This window comes from Flammeovirgaceae bacterium SG7u.111 (assembly GCA_034044135.1).
Classification (GTDB): domain Bacteria; phylum Bacteroidota; class Bacteroidia; order Cytophagales; family Flammeovirgaceae.
In genome coordinates this window covers 2,540,665-2,558,115 of the sequence record CP139021.1, presented here as the reverse complement: position 1 = coordinate 2,558,115, position 17,451 = coordinate 2,540,665, and the positions used below count along the sequence as shown (strand labels likewise).

The 17,451-nt window shown below is 41.2% G+C and carries 11 protein-coding genes; 6 read left to right on the top strand and 5 right to left on the bottom strand.

The features are described from left to right. Positions 1-67 precede the first annotated feature (67 nt). Entirely contained in the window at positions 68-1,063 is a 996-nt protein-coding gene (nadA, locus tag R9C00_09910; protein ID WPO37766.1) for a quinolinate synthase NadA, read from the bottom strand. 202 nt (positions 1,064-1,265) lie between these two features. On the opposite strand from nadA, the gene R9C00_09905 reads away from it, so the two are divergent. The 4 genes from R9C00_09905 to R9C00_09890 all read left to right on the top strand — a co-directional run bounded on the left by R9C00_09905 (position 1,266) and on the right by R9C00_09890 (position 8,277). Beyond that, entirely contained in the window at positions 1,266-1,952 is a 687-nt protein-coding gene (locus R9C00_09905) for a TatD family hydrolase (protein ID WPO37765.1), read from the top strand. Beyond that, positions 1,933-2,667, top strand: coding sequence for a tRNA threonylcarbamoyladenosine dehydratase (locus tag R9C00_09900; GenBank protein WPO37764.1), 735 nt, complete (start codon positions 1,933-1,935; stop codon positions 2,665-2,667). Before R9C00_09905 ends, R9C00_09900 begins: the two co-directional genes overlap by 20 nt. A gap of 91 nt (positions 2,668-2,758) precedes the next feature. After that, complete coding sequence (locus R9C00_09895; GenBank protein ID WPO37763.1) at positions 2,759-4,735, top strand: glycoside hydrolase family 97 protein; 1,977 nt, start codon at positions 2,759-2,761, stop codon at positions 4,733-4,735. A gap of 17 nt (positions 4,736-4,752) precedes the next feature. Beyond that, positions 4,753-8,277, top strand: coding sequence for a DEAD/DEAH box helicase (locus tag R9C00_09890; protein ID WPO37762.1), 3,525 nt, complete (start codon positions 4,753-4,755; stop codon positions 8,275-8,277). A gap of 232 nt (positions 8,278-8,509) precedes the next feature. Here the strand turns inward: R9C00_09890 and mpgP are convergent, their stop codons facing one another. Next, positions 8,510-9,325 carry a mannosyl-3-phosphoglycerate phosphatase gene (gene mpgP, locus R9C00_09885; GenBank protein WPO37761.1) on the bottom strand — a complete coding sequence of 272 codons (816 nt, stop codon included), beginning with the start codon at positions 9,323-9,325 and terminating at the stop codon, positions 8,510-8,512. A gap of 67 nt (positions 9,326-9,392) precedes the next feature. Next, positions 9,393-10,694, bottom strand: a complete 1,302-nt coding sequence (gene mpgS, locus R9C00_09880; protein ID WPO37760.1) for a mannosyl-3-phosphoglycerate synthase — start codon at positions 10,692-10,694, stop codon at positions 9,393-9,395. A gap of 394 nt (positions 10,695-11,088) precedes the next feature. Between mpgS and R9C00_09875 the strand changes: the two genes are divergently transcribed. Both R9C00_09875 and R9C00_09870 read left to right on the top strand, forming a co-directional pair. Beyond that, on the top strand, positions 11,089-12,861 hold the full coding sequence (locus tag R9C00_09875) for a potassium transporter TrkG (protein ID WPO37759.1): 1,773 nt from the start codon (positions 11,089-11,091) through the stop codon (positions 12,859-12,861). Between the two features lie 11 nt (positions 12,862-12,872). Further along, positions 12,873-13,565, top strand: a complete 693-nt coding sequence (locus R9C00_09870; protein ID WPO37758.1) for a TrkA family potassium uptake protein — start codon at positions 12,873-12,875, stop codon at positions 13,563-13,565. Positions 13,566-13,580: 15 nt separating this feature from the next. Here the strand turns inward: R9C00_09870 and R9C00_09865 are convergent, their stop codons facing one another. Beyond that, entirely contained in the window at positions 13,581-14,729 is a 1,149-nt protein-coding gene (locus tag R9C00_09865) for a PepSY-associated TM helix domain-containing protein (GenBank protein ID WPO37757.1), read from the bottom strand. A 63-nt stretch (positions 14,730-14,792) separates the two neighbouring features. Next, positions 14,793-17,216, bottom strand: coding sequence for a TonB-dependent receptor (locus R9C00_09860; protein WPO37756.1), 2,424 nt, complete (start codon positions 17,214-17,216; stop codon positions 14,793-14,795). Positions 17,217-17,451: the final 235 nt, after the last annotated feature.

Here is a 17,451-nt window from a genome sequence, read left to right as displayed (position 1 = left end):
GTCACAAAGCACTGCAGTCGACTAATAAACGAATACCTGAATAGTAAAATTCAATTCGTTCAGTCCCTTATTTTGAAATATCAAGCATGCGCTTTATTGGAGCATATGCCTTTTTCCTAAGTTCTTCTTCAATATGTACTTCCGGCTGTTCATGTTTTAAGCACAAATACACTTTTTGCAAAGTATTTAGCCTCATGAACGCACACTCGCTACAGCTACAAGTATTATCCATGTTTACAGGACCAGGAATAAACTCCTTGTTAGGCATTGCTTTTTCCATTTGGTGGATAATGCCTGCCTCTGTCAATACTATAAATCTTTTGCTATCACTTTTTTGCACATAATTGAGCAAATTATTGGTAGAGCCTATAAAATCGGCAAACATCCTTACTAATTTCTGGCATTCGGGATGCGCAATCACTTCAGCATCAGGGTTCTCCTCTTTCATCTTTTGCAAGCGCTCAATCGAGAATACCTCGTGCACATCGCAAGCTCCGTCCCAAAGCACCATATCCCTGCCTGTTTCATAAATGATGTGCTGCCCTAAGTTGCGGTCTGGCGCAAATAAAATCGGCTGGTCTTCTGGAATACTTTCAATGATTTTCTTGGCATTGGACGAGGTACAAATAATATCACTCATTGCCTTTATCTCCGCATTAGAATTGATGTAGGTAACCACGGTATGGTTAGGATGATCAGCTACAAATTTGGCAAATGGCTCGGTTGGACAAGAGTCTGCTAAAGAACACCCTGCATTCAAATCTGGTAAAATCACCTTCTTTTCAGGACTCAATATTTTGGCAGTTTCTGCCATGAAGTACACCCCTGCAAACAGGATGATATCCGCATCGTTTTCAGCGGCAATTTGGGAAAGTTTTAAGCTGTCACCCAAATAATCAGCTATGTCTTGGATACTAGGATCTTGATAAAAGTGCGCCAAGATAATGGCGTTTTTCTCTTTTTTCAATCGCTCAATCTCCGCCACCAAATCAACTGACTGCTCAATGGGTAAATCGAGGTATCCTTTTGTTTCTAACTCTTTCTCAGCGATTGCTATGCTCATTTTTAATTAGCTCATTGTTGAAAAATGCCCAAAATTAGGTCAAAACCATTTAATAAACTATGATTTCATTCATATAGTTAGAGAATGTTTGAACTTTAATTATTCTAGCTTTTTTGCAACGTTCCCATATCTCTCTAGTCCACTAGCACCTCAACTATTCAATATTTAGTAATTTTACTCTCGCATTAAACACTAGTTGAACATGCCAAAAAACACCCTTTACATCGATATCCACACCCACAACAGCCAATCAGAAATACCTATAAACACACTTCAGGTCACAAACCTTTCCGCCCACGAAATCCCTTCTATTCTTAATTCTGACCAAACCTATTCCATGGGTATTCACCCTTGGCACATCGAAAAAACTATATTGGCTGATGCCCTTTCCCATATGGAAAATCTATTGAAAGATAACCAAATTATAGCAGTTGGGGAAGCAGGGCTTGACAGGGCTATCAAAACCAGTTTCGACACCCAACAGACCTACTTGATTCCGCAGGTAAAGCTAGCTCAGAAATACCGAAAACCTGTTATTTTTCATTGTGTAAGAGCCTACCCAGATTTGATTGCCATCAAAAAAAAGCTAAAACCAACCATTCCACTTATACTTCACGGGTTCAATGGTAACCAACAGATTTACAACCAACTAGAGCCTCATGGCTTTTTCTTTTCTTTTGGTAAAATTCTTTTAAACCCAAATTCTAAAATTCATTCTATTTTTGCACAAATTCCCCAAAACCGATTTTTTTTAGAAACAGACGAAGCTGAGGTTTCTATTTCAGAAATCTACCAATCGGCAGCAAAGATAAAGGGAGTAGGCATTGGGGAAATAGAAAAGATGGTTAAAAGAAATTTTAAAGATTGCTTTGGAAAAATTTTGGAATGAACGCACCGAGCTTTTGCTTGATAAAGAGAAATTAGAAACATTAAAAAACTCACATGTTTTACTTTGCGGGCTTGGTGGCGTAGGTGGCGCAGCGGCAGAAATGGTAGCCAGATCAGGCGTTGGGGAAATGACGTTGGTAGATGCCGATATTGTGGAGGCAAGCAACCGAAACAGGCAGCTGGCAGCTTTGGTCAGCTCGAATGGCAAAAAGAAAACAGAAGTGATAGCCCAACGGCTCAGGGACATCAACCCAGCGATTAAGTTGAATTTGATAGACAGCTATGTTGATCAATTTTGCATTAAAGACCTCATCGGGACGCATTACGATTTTGCCATAGATGCCATAGATACGCTCATCCCCAAAATAGAGCTGGTTGCCCATTTGTACGAAAATAATATCCGCTTTGTAAGCTCGATGGGCGCTGGAGGAAAAATAGATCCTTCCAAAACCCACATTGCCGACATTTCCCAGTCGTACAACTGCAGGCTTGCCAAAATGCTGCGCAAGCGCTTAGGAAGAAGAGGAATCCGCACGGGCTTCCCTGTTGTTTTCTCTACCGAGCAAATTGACAAAACTAAGTTGATCATAACCGATGGCAACAACAACAAGAAATCGGTGATAGGAACAATTTCGTACATGCCCAACATTTTCGGTTGCTGTTGCGCTTCCGTTGCCATTCGCACCCTTATAAACGAGAAAATAGATGGGATTTAGAGCAAGGTGGTTATTTTTGCCAAAACACTTTCCATTGCAATTAGCTTTCAAATGTTATAAACTTATTTTTTTGCACAAAAGACCACATGAAATGAAAAAACTATTTGCACTATTGACCATACTAACTATCATCAGTCCAGCTATTGCTCAAAAGGGAAAAGTTTATACCGTCATTTCCCCCAACAAAGAGATCATAGTACAGGTTGATGTTGCCGATAAAATAACCTATTCATTACAGCACGAAAGCCAAGAACTCATCCTCGGGTCGCCCATTTCGGTTACCCTTGCCGACGGGACTATTTTTGGAAAAAAAGACAAGGTAAAAAAAGCGCTTTCCAACTCGGTAGATGAAATCATAAAACCTATATTTTGGAAGAGGAATGAAATCGTAAACAAATACAACGAGATCATCCTTACCTTCAAAGAATTTAAGCTTACCTTCAGGGTTTATGACGATGGCGCTGCTTGGCGATTCTCCCCCATGGTTGACTCGCCCGAAATACTAGTGAAGGAAGAAGAGGTTTCTTTCAATTTCACCCACGATTATGCTGCTTATGTTTCCCACACCAACAATAATACGTTTCAGCACAGTTACGAAAACACATATACCAAAGGAAAACTCTCTGAGCTTTCTGACTCGCTGACCATGCTCCCTTTTTTGGTAGAAGGAAAAAGTGACTTGAAGATGGTGATCACCGAAGCAGACCTTTACGACTACCCTGGTTTCCATGTAAAGAAGGACAAAGAGAACCCACAGAAAATAACAGGGACTTTCCCAGGTTTCCCAAAAGAAACAAAGGTTGGGGGACACAGCAATTTCAATAAAATTGTGGTAAGCCGAGAAGACTATATAGCAAAAATTGAAGGAACAAGGGATCTTCCTTGGAGGGCTATCATTATTTCTACGGAAGACAGAGAGTTGCTCGACAACGATATGGTGTATAAACTTAGCCGTGCTCCAGAAGGAGACTTTTCTTGGGTAAAACCCGGAAAAGTTGCTTGGGACTGGTGGAATGCCCTCAACCTCAGGGGAGTTGGCTTTGAAGCAGGAATCAATACAGCATCTTATAAATACTTCATCGACTTTGCCTCCAAAAACAATTTCGAATATGTAAACCTCGACGAAGGTTGGTCTGACCAGTTTGATTTGCTAAAGCTTGCCGAGGATATTGATGTAAAAAAGATTTTTTCCTATGCCGAAGAGAAAGAGGTGGACATCATCCTTTGGTGCGTGTGGCACACGCTCGACAAGCAACTCGACGAAGCCATGGAGCAATTTGCCGAATGGGGTGTAAAAGGCATCAAAGTCGATTTTATGGACAGGGATGACCAAGAGGCAGTGAATTTCTACTGGAGGGTAGCCGAGGTTGCCGCCAAATACAAAATAGCGGTGAATTTCCATGGGGCTTTCAAACCCACAGGACTGAACAGAACCTTCCCCAACGTGATCAACCAAGAAGCGGTAAGAGGCTTAGAGTACAACAAATTTGCCGAGCCAGACGGCACTACGCCAGACCATGCCGCCACCATCCCTTTCATCCGAATGGTAGCAGGTCCTATGGACTATACACCAGGTGCAATGACCAATGCAAATAAAGCTGATTTCAAAGTGGTTTTTGAACGACCTATGAGCCAAGGCACACGCTCTGCCCAGCTGGGGATGTACATCGTGTATGAAGCTCCGCTTGTGATGCTTGCCGATGCACCAACCAGCTACGAAGCCGAACCAGAAATATTGGAGTTCCTCAGCAAAGTGCCCAGCACTTGGGACAACACCAAAGCCATTGATGGCGAAGTTGGAGAGTTTGCCGTGATTGCCCGCCAAAAAGGAGATACTTGGTATATAGGCGGTATTTCCAACTGGGAAGCCAGAGAAATTGGGGTAAACCTTTCTTTCTTGGGAGAAGGAAATTATGAAGCAACGATCTACAAAGACGGTCCTAACGCCGAGCGAGTAGGTGAAGATTATGTAAAAGAAACCCAAAAGGTAACAGCAATCGACAGGCTTGTTTTCGATGTTGCCCCGGGCGGAGGCTTTGCCGTAATTCTTAAGAAGATAAAAAACTAAATATCTGCAAGTAGAAAATGGCAAAAAAATACGGCAACACATGGTGGGGACAACAGTGGCTTAAGGCCCTTCAGCACATCGATTTTGACAATAGGTTGCCAAGAGGTAGGACTTATGCAAATAAAGGAGCGGTTCTCGATATAGAAATAAAGCAAAACAAAGTCTCCGCCAAAGTAGCAGGCTCAAGCCCCAGACCTTACAAACAAAACATAGCCATCCACCTTTTCAGTAGAAATGAAAAAGCTGTGGTTATGAAAGTCATTACTGAGAACCCTTTTATCCTCTCTTCTTTGCTCAACAAAAAGCTACCCCAAGAGTTATTCAGCGAACTCGAAAGGGAGGGGATCAAACTCTTTCCAAACTCATGGCACGATATAGATGCGAGCTGCTCTTGTCCCGACTGGGCATTGCCATGCAAGCACCTCGCTGCCGTAATTTACATTATTGCCGATGCTATCGACAGAAACCCTTTTATGGTATTTTTGCTTCATGGCTTAGATGTTTTGGACTCGCTACAAAATCTTGGATTTAGCGAAAAAGGAAAACTCGAATTGCCCATTGCCCAACTTTCAGAGCTTTACAGTGAAAATCCAAAAAACGAAGCCTACTCTTTTGACAATGCACTTATTGAGCGCATTGACTTTTCTACCATTCCTGAAAACAACAAAGACAACCTGCTCAAACTGCTCGTTGGCAACCCTGTTTTCTATACATCTGGGGATTTCAAGTCATTTGTGGAGCATGCTTACAAGCAAGTGGGAAAAAATGCCAAAAAAGCACTGAACGAAACCTATGAAACAGAAAACGAACTATTTGAAACAGAACAAGGCAGTGTACGTCTCTACATAAACAACGAAATGTTTTTCGAAAGGCTCGAATTACTTGAAGAGAAAAAAGTACTTTTCAACAAGCTCGACACCCTTACAGATTCTCTGGATAAAATCAACCAAGCACATTTACTCAACCTTCACCCTTCGGTTGTTACTCTTTTTTTAGCCAACCAATTTTACAAACACCTTGCTGCCAAGTCGGCCTTCATTCCCGAACTCGTACAAACAAGCACAAACCGTTACAGCATTCGGTGGATTCCAGCCCTCCTTATCCCCGAGGTAAAATTAATCTTCGACTTGCTAGTGAAGCTCATGCCCTTTGGGTTGGTACTCTTTGAAAAAGACAAAAAAGAGTTCTCTGCTACTAAAGAAGAGCAACTTAAAATGTTGCTGGCACTTTTCCTCAACCACTACCAACACAGTTATTACGATTATCATAAAATACCTCAGTCTGCCTGGAACGATGACGTGCTCAATGCATTTTTCCATCAAAAAACTATAAGTACACTTGGGTTTGAAAAAAAAGAATTAGCCCAGTCTATCCAACAATGGCTACAGAAGTTTTATTTGTCTGAAAAAGAGTGGGTACCTGTCTTGAAAGTGGAAGAGCAAGAGCTAGAAGACGCCCATTTTGACATTTCCCTGTGGGTTCAAAACAGCAAAGAGAGTTTGGGGGAGCCAGTAAGCATCCGCTCACTTTTTGCAAAGGCTAAATACGATAAAATAAGAGTTGGCATCATGCAAGACTTGTCGTTGTTGGCAGAATACCTTCCCGAAGTAAAACAAATCATCAGCAGCAAAGGAGAAGAACATATCCAACTTTCCATCGAGCAATTTACCCATGTACTTTTCAATGCCATTCCTGCCCTCCGTTTGCTCAATATCCAAGTACTTTTGCCCAAGTCTCTTCAAAAACTCGCAAGACCACAACTTTCTGGACAGGTAAAATCGGTTGCTGGAAAAGTGACTGGAGGCGTTTCATTTGCCAACATGGAAAACCTGCTGGATTTTGAATGGAAAGTTGCCATAGGCAACCAGTTGGTTACAGCTGATGAATTTAGAAAGCTACTGAAACAAACCGAGGGACTTGTAAAACTGAACGACCAATATGTTCTTCTGGACGAAAAAGAAATAGCTGGCATTCTGAAAAAATTGGAAAACCCGCCCGCTCTTGGCGACAAAGAACTATTAAAAATATTACTAAGCAAAGACTACGAAGGCGCAAAGGCTAGCCTCGATGCCAAAGCCCAAAAACTACTGAAAGATTTGGTAAAATTTGAAGCAGTAGAATTGCCCAAGGGCTTGAAGGCGACCCTCCGCCCTTACCAACTCAGGGGCTTTGAATGGATGTACAAAAACAACAAGCTTGGTTTTGGCAGCTTGCTTGCCGATGACATGGGCTTAGGAAAAACCTTGCAGGTAATTTGTCTTTTACTCAAAATGAAAGAAGAAGGGCAGTTACAAAAGCATAAGGCCTTAATGGTATTACCTACTACCCTTCTAGGCAACTGGCAACGGGAAATTGAAAAATTCGCCCCCGATTTGCAGGTATTGATTTACCACGGCCCTAAAAGAAAATTCACAACCGAGGGGTACGATGTGATGCTTACATCGTATGGAACAGCCCGCAGCGATGTAAAAATATTATCCAAGACCACATGGGCGCTGCTAGGAATCGACGAAGCCCAAAACATAAAAAACACGGGAACTGAACAGACCAAAGCTCTCAAAAAATTCAAGAGCTACAATAAAATTGCATTGAGCGGCACTCCTGTAGAAAATAGGCTCTCTGAATATTGGAGCATTTTCGACTTCACCAACAAAGGGTATTTAAATTCACTTGCTAAGTTCAAAACTGAATTTATAAAGAGCATTGAAATACACCGCGACCACGAAAAACTAGAACGGTTTAAGACAATGACTGCACCTTTCATCCTGAGAAGGGTGAAAACAGATAAGTCCATTATCAAAGATTTGCCTGAAAAAATTGAATCAAACCAACTTTGCTCACTCACTAAAGAGCAAAGTGCCCTCTACAAAAATGTAGTTGGGCAAGCTATGAAAAGCATAGAAACTGAGGAAAGCATCAAAAGACTTGGACTGGTGTTCAAACTCATGATTTCTCTAAAGCAGATTTGCAACCACCCTAACCATTTTCTCAAAAAGAAAACCATAGAACCTGATAAGTCGGGCAAGACACAAATGCTGCTTTCTTTGTTAGATACCATTTACGAAAACGGAGAAAAAACCCTGATTTTCACCCAGTACAAAGAAATGGGAGACCTCTTGGTAAAACTTATAAAGGAGCGATACAACTATGAGCCACTTTGGCTGCATGGAGGAGTTTCCAGAAACAAACGAGACACCATGGTGCAAGACTTTCAGGGGAAAACCTATTTAAAGACCATGATTCTGTCCCTAAAAGCAGGTGGTACGGGCTTGAACCTGACAGCCGCCAATAATGTAATCCATTACGATTTATGGTGGAATCCTGCCGTGGAAAACCAAGCGACAGATAGGGCTTACCGAATTGGACAAAAGAAAAACGTAATGGTTTACCGAATGATTACCCAAGGCACTTTTGAAGAAAAAATAGATGCCATGATTCAGGCTAAAAAAGAACTCGCCGAACTCACCGTAAGCAGCGGTGAAAACTGGATAGGCGATCTGAGCAACAATGAACTGAAAGATATTTTCAGCTTGGATACATGATTTTGAAGGTTCTTTATGATTTACTTGATACCTCGGAAAAACTAGTGGATGAGTAATGGTTTAAGGTTCAAGAGAAGTTAGAGGCAGGAGGCTAGAAGTTAGAAAAAGAATAACCTCTTGAAGTTTTAATTTTTTCTAACCTCTTATTTCTGGCGTCTAGCCTCTAATCACCATGCTTAAGGGTTTCCATTTCTTGAATTATCAAGTAGATTCATAAAAAGCCATTTTGCTTTTACTCCAACAACCCGGCAACAGCCTCGTTCCACCCTGCAGGACCAATCGCTGCTACTTTTTCCAACCCCTCAAATTCAATAGCTTGCCATGTCCCGTTTGGCTTTTGCACCAAATAAGGTTTGTCCACCGCCCTGAGCAAAGGGCCATCGTTGGCACTGTCCCCCAGCCCTAGCGTGGTGATTTCCCCAAGCTGCTTTCGGTACAAACCAGCGAGGATTTCCACCGCTTTTCCTTTATCGCTCTTCAGCCCCATTACGGTGTGGAACTTCCCGCCAGATACACAAGCCAAGCCTTTCTGCTCCAACACATCTTTGAATCTCCCGAATTGCTCCGAGCTTACGTCTCCTTTCAAAATAGTCTCACTATACTCTCTTGAAGCCGCCCTTTTCGAGGCTTCCAAGTCAAGCGTAGTGATTTCCGATATCTCGGCAATAGTCAAGTCGGCATAACCGAAATTTACGTTTCCAGATTCTTCTCGGGCAAGCTTTATTTGCGCTCTAATGAAATCTGCGGTTTCCCCAAGTTCTACCACTTTATATCCATCCGCTTCTTGGTGAAACTTGAAGTCAAAGGCAAAATAGCCTTCGGGAATAAAAATCGCACTGCCATTTTCGGTAATGAAAGGATGCGCATTGCCAAGCGCTTTCCTGTATACCTCCTGCTCTACCCTCGTTTTGGAAGAACAAAATACCACAGGGATACCCAACTCGGTTAATTTCTCTACCGTTCCTTTCGTCACGTCAAACGAATACGTTTTAAAATCGAGCAGTGTACCGTCCAAGTCGGTAAATATGATTGGGTTAGTTGTTTTCATAGTTTTTAAGACAAAAAGAAACCGAGGCTTAGGAAAGCCTCGGTTCATGTGTTTTTCATTAAAAATATTATTTCGCTTCTAGCTTCCCTTCTTCTGGCAAATGTGCCTTCATCCCTTCAGCCTTGTCCCTAGTCAGCATCGTATCCTCCGTTTCTTGGTTGAACTTCGAAAGATCCGCCTTGAACATATCTACATATGGTTCATTTTTGAGCACCTTGGCAAACTTTTTCATATTCACCGTTTTGAGAGAAGGGTAATAAGTAAGCGAGTTACCAAGCTCCTCTCCTTCTCCAAGAAGTTTCCTTGCTCTCAAATCTTTTATAATCTCTTCTTGCAACTCTTTTGGGCAAATAGGCGAATTGTGCATCACCTCCAGCGCCGCACGGCTCATGTCCATTACGTGCTGGTCACCCTTTACCTCGTGCAAATGTGGGTTTCTAGATTCTATCTGATAAAACTCTACCCTATTTTGCATAATCTTGTCCGAAGGATTGGCTATTATTCCACCAAATTTTTCCAATACATTTATGTAATGATACGGCTCAATAGAATAACCCGAAGAATAATCTAGTCGCATGGCCAAATCCATGGTCATCGCATGCTCGCCTGCATTCCCAGTCTTTATAATTTCCGTTCCGTAGCCCGTATAGTAGCTCACCAGCCTGTTCAAAATCTTATTGGTATGCTCCGAAGCCCTACCCCTCTTGGCAAAGAACAAGTTCGACTCCACTATTTTTGGCTTACTGTGCCACGAAATCCTCGCCATTGTATACTTAGACTTGCTCATGGCAAAAGCAGCGCCGTACTCCTGCACATATTCATGCACCGCACCGGGGAAATAGTTGTCCGAGTCAATAAAACCGATGTACTTCTTGCCGCACAAGTACGCCAATAAAGTACTCAAAATCATCCCTTCTGCTTTTCCGTTCTTCACTACCCCTTCCTTATCTAGCAAAAATGGATAACCTGCAGCTTCGCACGCTTCGGCAAGTTTCGGGTCCTTTTGGTGAACCATCAAAATCCTACGCCCCATAAAATTGCTCAAGTGCTCTATCGCATCTTTTTCTATCCTAAATCTATCAATCGGATGCCTTGGGCTATTAGATACTATAATGACCAAACAGTGGTGGGGAATCCCAGAAAGCACACCTTCTATAAGCTTGATTTTTTCATTCCTTACGGGCACCACAATCGCCATCTCATTCTGGATCTCATGCTGTACGTCGTAGGCTATCCTTTTTAAAACAGGGTTCTCGTCTTGTTGGTTAGAGTGGTTTTTCAAGCCAGAGTCAAGCTCATACACCTTCTGCACACCATGGAAAATAATTGGTCCAAATCTCTCTACTTCTCTGGGGATTTCAATTCTCATGCTTTAATCTTTTTAGGTTCAAAAAAATGATAATTATAAAAGAAAGTAGTCTGGCCTAAGGTAAAAGTCAGGTTGGAATATAGGCAATTTCGAGCAATTTTTTAGGAAGAACCCAAATAATGATTCGTCAATTTTCCATAAATTCCAGTTATTATTATTATTTCCAAGCAGTTAAGATTAGGAGGGGATAACCTGGAAAAAAGATCTAAAGAGTACTCGGACCACCCAATAGTCAAGCTTCTCTACCACCAAGTTGCAATTCTTTTTTACAAGCCCTACCTTGGCATCACTAAAGTAAATATGAAAAACACCTAATAATACAATTAGATACTCACCTTACTATCGTGCAAAAACATTGTAGTAAAAACATCCGCTTTACTTTAGGTCTGAACTGATGAACAAAACAGCTTCCTTCCAGCTTTTTAGAGATTCTGTCATTTTTATCTTGAGCATGATTGCCCTCGTAGCCCTTACGCTCGACTATGGCTACAGCATGAACTATTGGATGCACTTAATTACCGATTTTTTTTACTTTCTATGTGGTTTTATTTTTACCTTCTATTTTATTAAGCATCTTCCAAAAAAAGGAAAATTGAACAAGAAGCCCATTGGCTATTACGTAGTCACGTTATTATCAATTATATTATTGATCGTCTCTTCTCTCAACACTTCCAATTTTATATTTTACGACTCTACTAGCCTCAACCCATTCACAATGGATCTGGTATTTGTACTTATCCTTTTCGATCTGTCCAGTAGACTTTACAACCTTAACAGCCAAACACTTCACCCCGCTTTGGTTTTTGTACTAAGCTTCGTTGTTCTCATCTTCATAGGAACGTTATTACTCATGGCCCCCAAGGCTACAGTGCATGGCATCAATTTTATCAATGCACTTTTCACATCTACCAGTGCAGTTTGCGTAACAGGTCTAGCCGTCTTAGATACAGGCAAGGATTTTACTCTAATAGGACAACTGACCATTATGTGCCTTATCCAGTTTGGCGCACTTGGCATGTTGAGTTTCACTTCCCTATTCGCACTTTTTTTCAAAGGTTTTGGCTCTTTTGAATCACGCCTGAACATAAAAGACATGATAAATGCCGACACACTAGATGGTACATTCAAGCGCCTGATACAAATCATCATCTTTGTTTTTTCAGCAGAAGGAATAGGTACATTACTGATATTTTCATCATTAGATGATACCTTCGGAACATTTAAAAAACGCATGTTTTTCAGTGTGTTTCATTCCATTTCCGCATTTTGCAACGCCGGTTTTTCCACACTGTCCAATTCCCTGTACGAGGAGGGATTCAGGTATAACTATAGCCTACAAATGAGTATTGCCCTGCTCATAGTATGTGGAGGCTTGGGGTTTGTGGTATTCATCAATATTTTCCATTACCTAAAAAAATGGTTTTTCTATACGACTTACCGCTTGTTCAATATTACGTGGAAAGGCCATATCCAAAAGCTAAAGCCGCATATTTCTTTGAATAGTAAAATAGTACTCTATACGACCTTGTCTCTCATAGTTTTCGGAACGTTATTCTTTTATCTACTGGAAATAAACAATAGCCTTCAAGAACATTCGGGAATAGGGAAATTTTTCACTGCATTATTTGGCTCAATCACCACACGTACGGCAGGGTTCAATAACGTAGAGATTGGCCACCTTCACTTCACTACTATTATGATTGTCTTGTTCCTTATGTGGATTGGGGCATCTCCTGGCTCAACGGGTGGTGGGATCAAAACGAGTACATTTGCCATTGCCAGTTTCAATATCATCCAACAAGTTACGGGGTACAAAAACATCATTGTAGGATACAAAAAAATTTCGCAAACAGCTTTGCAGCGCGCCACCACCATTATTTCCCTTTCATTGATCATGATTGGTATCTCAACCTTCTTGCTCATTCACTTCGATAAGAAACTTGGTATCATGCAAATTGCTTTTGAGTGTATTTCAGCCTTTAGCACTGTGGGTCTGAGTATGGGAATCACCTCACAACTTAGCGATGCCAGCAAACTGGTAATTATTAGTACCATGCTGATTGGCCGTGTAGGTTTACTTACACTCCTTATTGGTATTACAAGGCAGTTTTATACATATCAATATTCAGCTATAGAATACCCCCGGGAAGAAATTTTCATCAACTAAACTCTTGCACATTGAAATACATAGTAGTCGGACTTGGAAACTTTGGATCGTCGCTAGCCCTAAAACTAGCAGAGAACAGACATGAGGTAATAGGCGTTGACAACAACGAAGCCTCTATCAACATGTACAAAGATAAACTGACACATGCTCTCAAACTTGACAGCACTAATGAACTGGCTGTAAGCCAACTTCCCCTATCAGATACCGATGGAGTTATCATCTCCATCGGTGAAGACTCAGGAGCGGCCATTACCACTGCTGCACTTTTTAAGAAACATGTACCCAATTGTAGAATTGTAGCACGTTATACCTCCGAAATCCAAAAAACAATATTTGAGGCTATGGGCATTGAAGATATAATAAACCCAGAGGCTGAATTTGCCGATAATTTTGCCAATAGGCTAACCATAACTGGGAACATAAATACCTACCTGTTAGATGATAAGTACGAAATAGCAGAGTTTAAAGTCCCCCAAAGTTTCATAGGAAAAACCTTGGAAGAAATAGATATTATCCACTCATGGAATGTTTCTATTATCACCATTATCAGGCACAGCAAAAAGAAAAACCTTTTGGGCAGAGAAATCAGCAAAAACAAGGTAGCCGGCGTGATCAACGGTAGTATCAAGTTTGAAAAAAATGACACGCTCATCCTCTTTGGGCAAATAAAGGCACTAGAAAAAATGATGAGCAGCCTGATCTGAGCTCTTAGCACACCTCTACACCCTCACTTCTGACAAGCTCAGCTTCTTCTTTTTCTTATAAGTGCGGCCATACCATAACAGAATACCCGTTACCGGTAGGCTGGCAGTAATAAGGCTAGCCAAAAAGGCAATGACCTTACCTGCTATCCCGCCAATAGAACCAATGTGTGTATCGTAGGTCATCCGTAAGATTTTGTCGGGGATTTTCGCATTTTCGTACTTTCCATAAATCGCATCGGTCTCAATTTCTTCCAGCGTGTGTTGGTCAAAAAAGCGGTAGTCCGCATCGTAGTACAAACCTTCGCTGTTTGAAACTTCTACATAAATACTGGCTGTGTCAGATGCAGGGTAATGCAACTCAAACCCAGCTGCATTTGGCGATTCTTTTTGAAGCTTAGGGATAAGCAAGTCAATAGGTTTGATACCATTTTCGGCAAAAGGAGCTTCACTAAGGTTATCGGGGATGATAAAAGCCGGCACCTTGTCCCCACCCGTCGATTTATACACCACATACTTCAGCCAATTGTACGAAATCAACGAGCCGGTAAAAGCAAAAACCAAGGCAAAAATGCATATATAAAAACCCACCACGGTGTGCAAATCAAAGTTCTTACGCTTCCATTTTGTTGTCGCTTTCCAATCAAATTTCAATCGTTGCCTTAGGTTTTTTCGTTGTTTGGGTATCCACAAAAAGAAACCAGAAATGATGATGAGCATGAAGGTGAAGATAGATGCGCCCACTATTTGCTCTCCAACTTCCCTCGACATCCACAGGCACATATGTCCTTTGAGCACAAAAGCAAAGAACCCAGAAAGGCGGTCATCAACTTGAATCACTTCTTTTGTGTAAGGATTTATAAATACACTTTGGTAAAACTCAGGTTCGCGGTCGTAAAAAATAACCTCAACAGCATCGTCTGCCTTCTTGAAGAGCGTTCCGTGAACGGTATTGTTAGGAAAAACACTCTTGGCTATCGTTTTTGCCTCCGTAACAGTAAGGAGAGCCGCATCTTGAACTTCAACTTTTTTATAGTCGCTATACAAGCTTTCAATTTCCTCTTTAAAAGCAAAACAACAACCTGTGATGGAGACAATGAAAACAACCACTCCAGTGACTAGCCCCAATACCTTATGAAGTGTGAAGATTAATTTCCTAGATTTCATCTGACTCTAAATATGGAAAGGGCAACCTATAAATAGGCTGCCCTTGAGTGAAGAATAGTTTACTTAAAATTTGAAGGTCACATTTGCCAACAAAGCTCTTGGCGTCTGTGGCGTAATGGTAGTCCAACCTTTGTAATATTCCTTATTGAAAGCATTGTTGAGCTTCAAACTTACCCGATAATTGGCAGCTTGGTAAAAAATAGAGGCATTTGCAATGGTATAGCTAGGCAAAATAAACTCGCCAGATGCCGCATAATTAATGGCAAATCGTTCACTTGCCCCATTGAAACCTAAGCCCAGCCCAAAGCCATCTAAACTTCCTTGCTGAATCTCATAATTTGCCCAAAAGTTATAAAGCGTTTCCGGACCAGCTTCCAATGGCCTACGCCCCAAAATATTCTCATTATCGGATTTTACCGTTTTGCTATCGTTATTGCTGTAGCCCGCTCTCAGGTTCAGTCCATCAATAGGGTTGGCATTCACTTCTACTTCAAAACCTTTGCTTTCTACTTCTCCACCCTGGATCTTGTTGAAGGGCGAAGACGGATCGGTAATCACACGGTCTGTAACCGTGATATCATAATAACTTACGGTGGCATTCAACCTGTTGTCAAAGAGGTTTGTCTTAATACCCACTTCCATTTGGTTAGCTTGCTCTGGATCAAACGACTTTAGTGTTTGAGGTCCATCTTCTGGGTTTCCAACCAATTGTGGGGCTACGTTGGTAAACCCATTCTGATAGTTGGCAAACAAAGAAAGCTTGTCAACAATAGGCTGATAAACAATTCCAAGTTTAGGAGAAAGGGTGGTTTGGTCATAATCATCCTCCTCACTTGCCAAACTCCCTTCGTTGTCAAACCTATCAAGACGAAGCCCAGCCATTACCGATAAGCTCTTGGTGATGTTCAATACATCCGACACATACATACTGTAGATATGATACCTCGACTTTTGATTTCCTACAGCCTGAGAAGCTAAAGCCGCGTCTACCCCAGAAGTTGAAAGCGGGTACGAGTCATTCTCCACATCTGGCGTGAAAGGATTGTCGCCAATTGTTCCGCCATCAGGCGTGATATTTCCATAAAAAGCATAACCTGTACTGTTATTTGTCTCCGTAGCAGTATAATAATCTAACCCTACCACTACCCTATTTCTCAGTGAGCCTACTTTAAAATCACCAATGAAGTTCTGCTGGATATCGGTAGTCTGCGTACTTGCATTTTGCTTGTTAATAAAACGAGTAAATACATTATCACCCAAAACACCGTAATCGTACAAGTACGAATAATACCCTTTGGTAGAAGTAAAACTTTTAGAAAGCAAGGTTTGCGATTTCCATTTACTTGAAAGCTTATAGTCCATTTCCACCCTATAATTCTGCGTAGGGTTTTGGAGCGTAAGGTCATTGCTGGTAAACGACAACTTGTTATTGTAGCCTAGTTCTTCAAGGTTTTTTGCCGCTGTAGGCGCGCTTCTGTTCAAAAACAAAAACATCGGGTTAGTTTGCTCTGCCTGAGTAATTTCCCCATAAAATGAGAATGCAAGGCGATTGTTTACTTTATACGAAAGAGAAGGAGCTACAAAGAATGATTCCCTGAACCCTGCATCTTGAAAGCTTTGCTCGGTTGCATAAGATGTATTTAACCTAAAGTAAATATTATCGTCCTCACTTATGGCAGTATTAAAATCACCCGTTATCTGGTTCAGTCCATACGTACCTGAAGTAAATGAAAGTTCTCCTCCCGTACCAACAAATGGTTTTTTGGTCACTACATTTATCAGCCCTCCGTAAGAAGTCACACTATTTCCGAACAACGTGGCCGAAGGACCTTTCAAAACCTCTATACGTTCGATATTGGCTGGGTTTATAGTCCCGTTAGTCAAGCCTGGCAAGCCATTTACCAACTGAGGCTGAACGGAAAAACCACGGAGGGAAAAATAACCAGCGCCATCCCCACCTCTACCAGTAGAGGACCAGAGCTTTTCTACTCCTACTGCATTTTTCAACGCATCGTCGAAGTTTGTGACTACCTGAGACTCAAGCAAGTCATTTGTTATAGTGCTATAAACTTGCGTATTCTCTATATCTTTGAGAGGCAACTTGGCTACATACGCTGTTTTTTCCCTCGAAAACTTGTTGATACGCTCACCTGTAACTGTAACTTCTCTTAATATTTCATTTCCTTCATATAGAATGATAGTCTGCAGATCAAGGGTTTCACCACTTGTAATTGCAAAAGGTATCTCCCTCGTTTTAAAGCCTAAGTAGGAAATAGATAAAACATACTCTCCCTCAGAAATATTTGAAAGTTCAAAATATCCATTTACATCGGTATGCACTCCTTCCGTTGTGTTTTTCAATGCTATGTTGACCCCTATCAAAGTCGTTTGGGTATTGTCGGTGATCACACCTTTAACCGTTCCGCTCTGAGCAAAAGCCAGCGTACTAAGCAAAAATAAAATCAGAAAGGTAAATTGTTTTTTCATTTGTTTTTATTTAGACTCATTTCAAATAAGTGTCCCGCAAAAGTAATTGAGCAAAACCTACTTGTCAATATTATTTTTAATTAATCTAAATAAGAGTAGGTAACCAACTGATTATGTGCCTGAAAAATATTTCACAATTCGAAGAACAGGTTGCATTATTAGGGAAAAAGCAGATCATAACCCCCAGCCATTATTTCGATAAAACCTCTGCAAATAACGCCACTATCCTCATCGG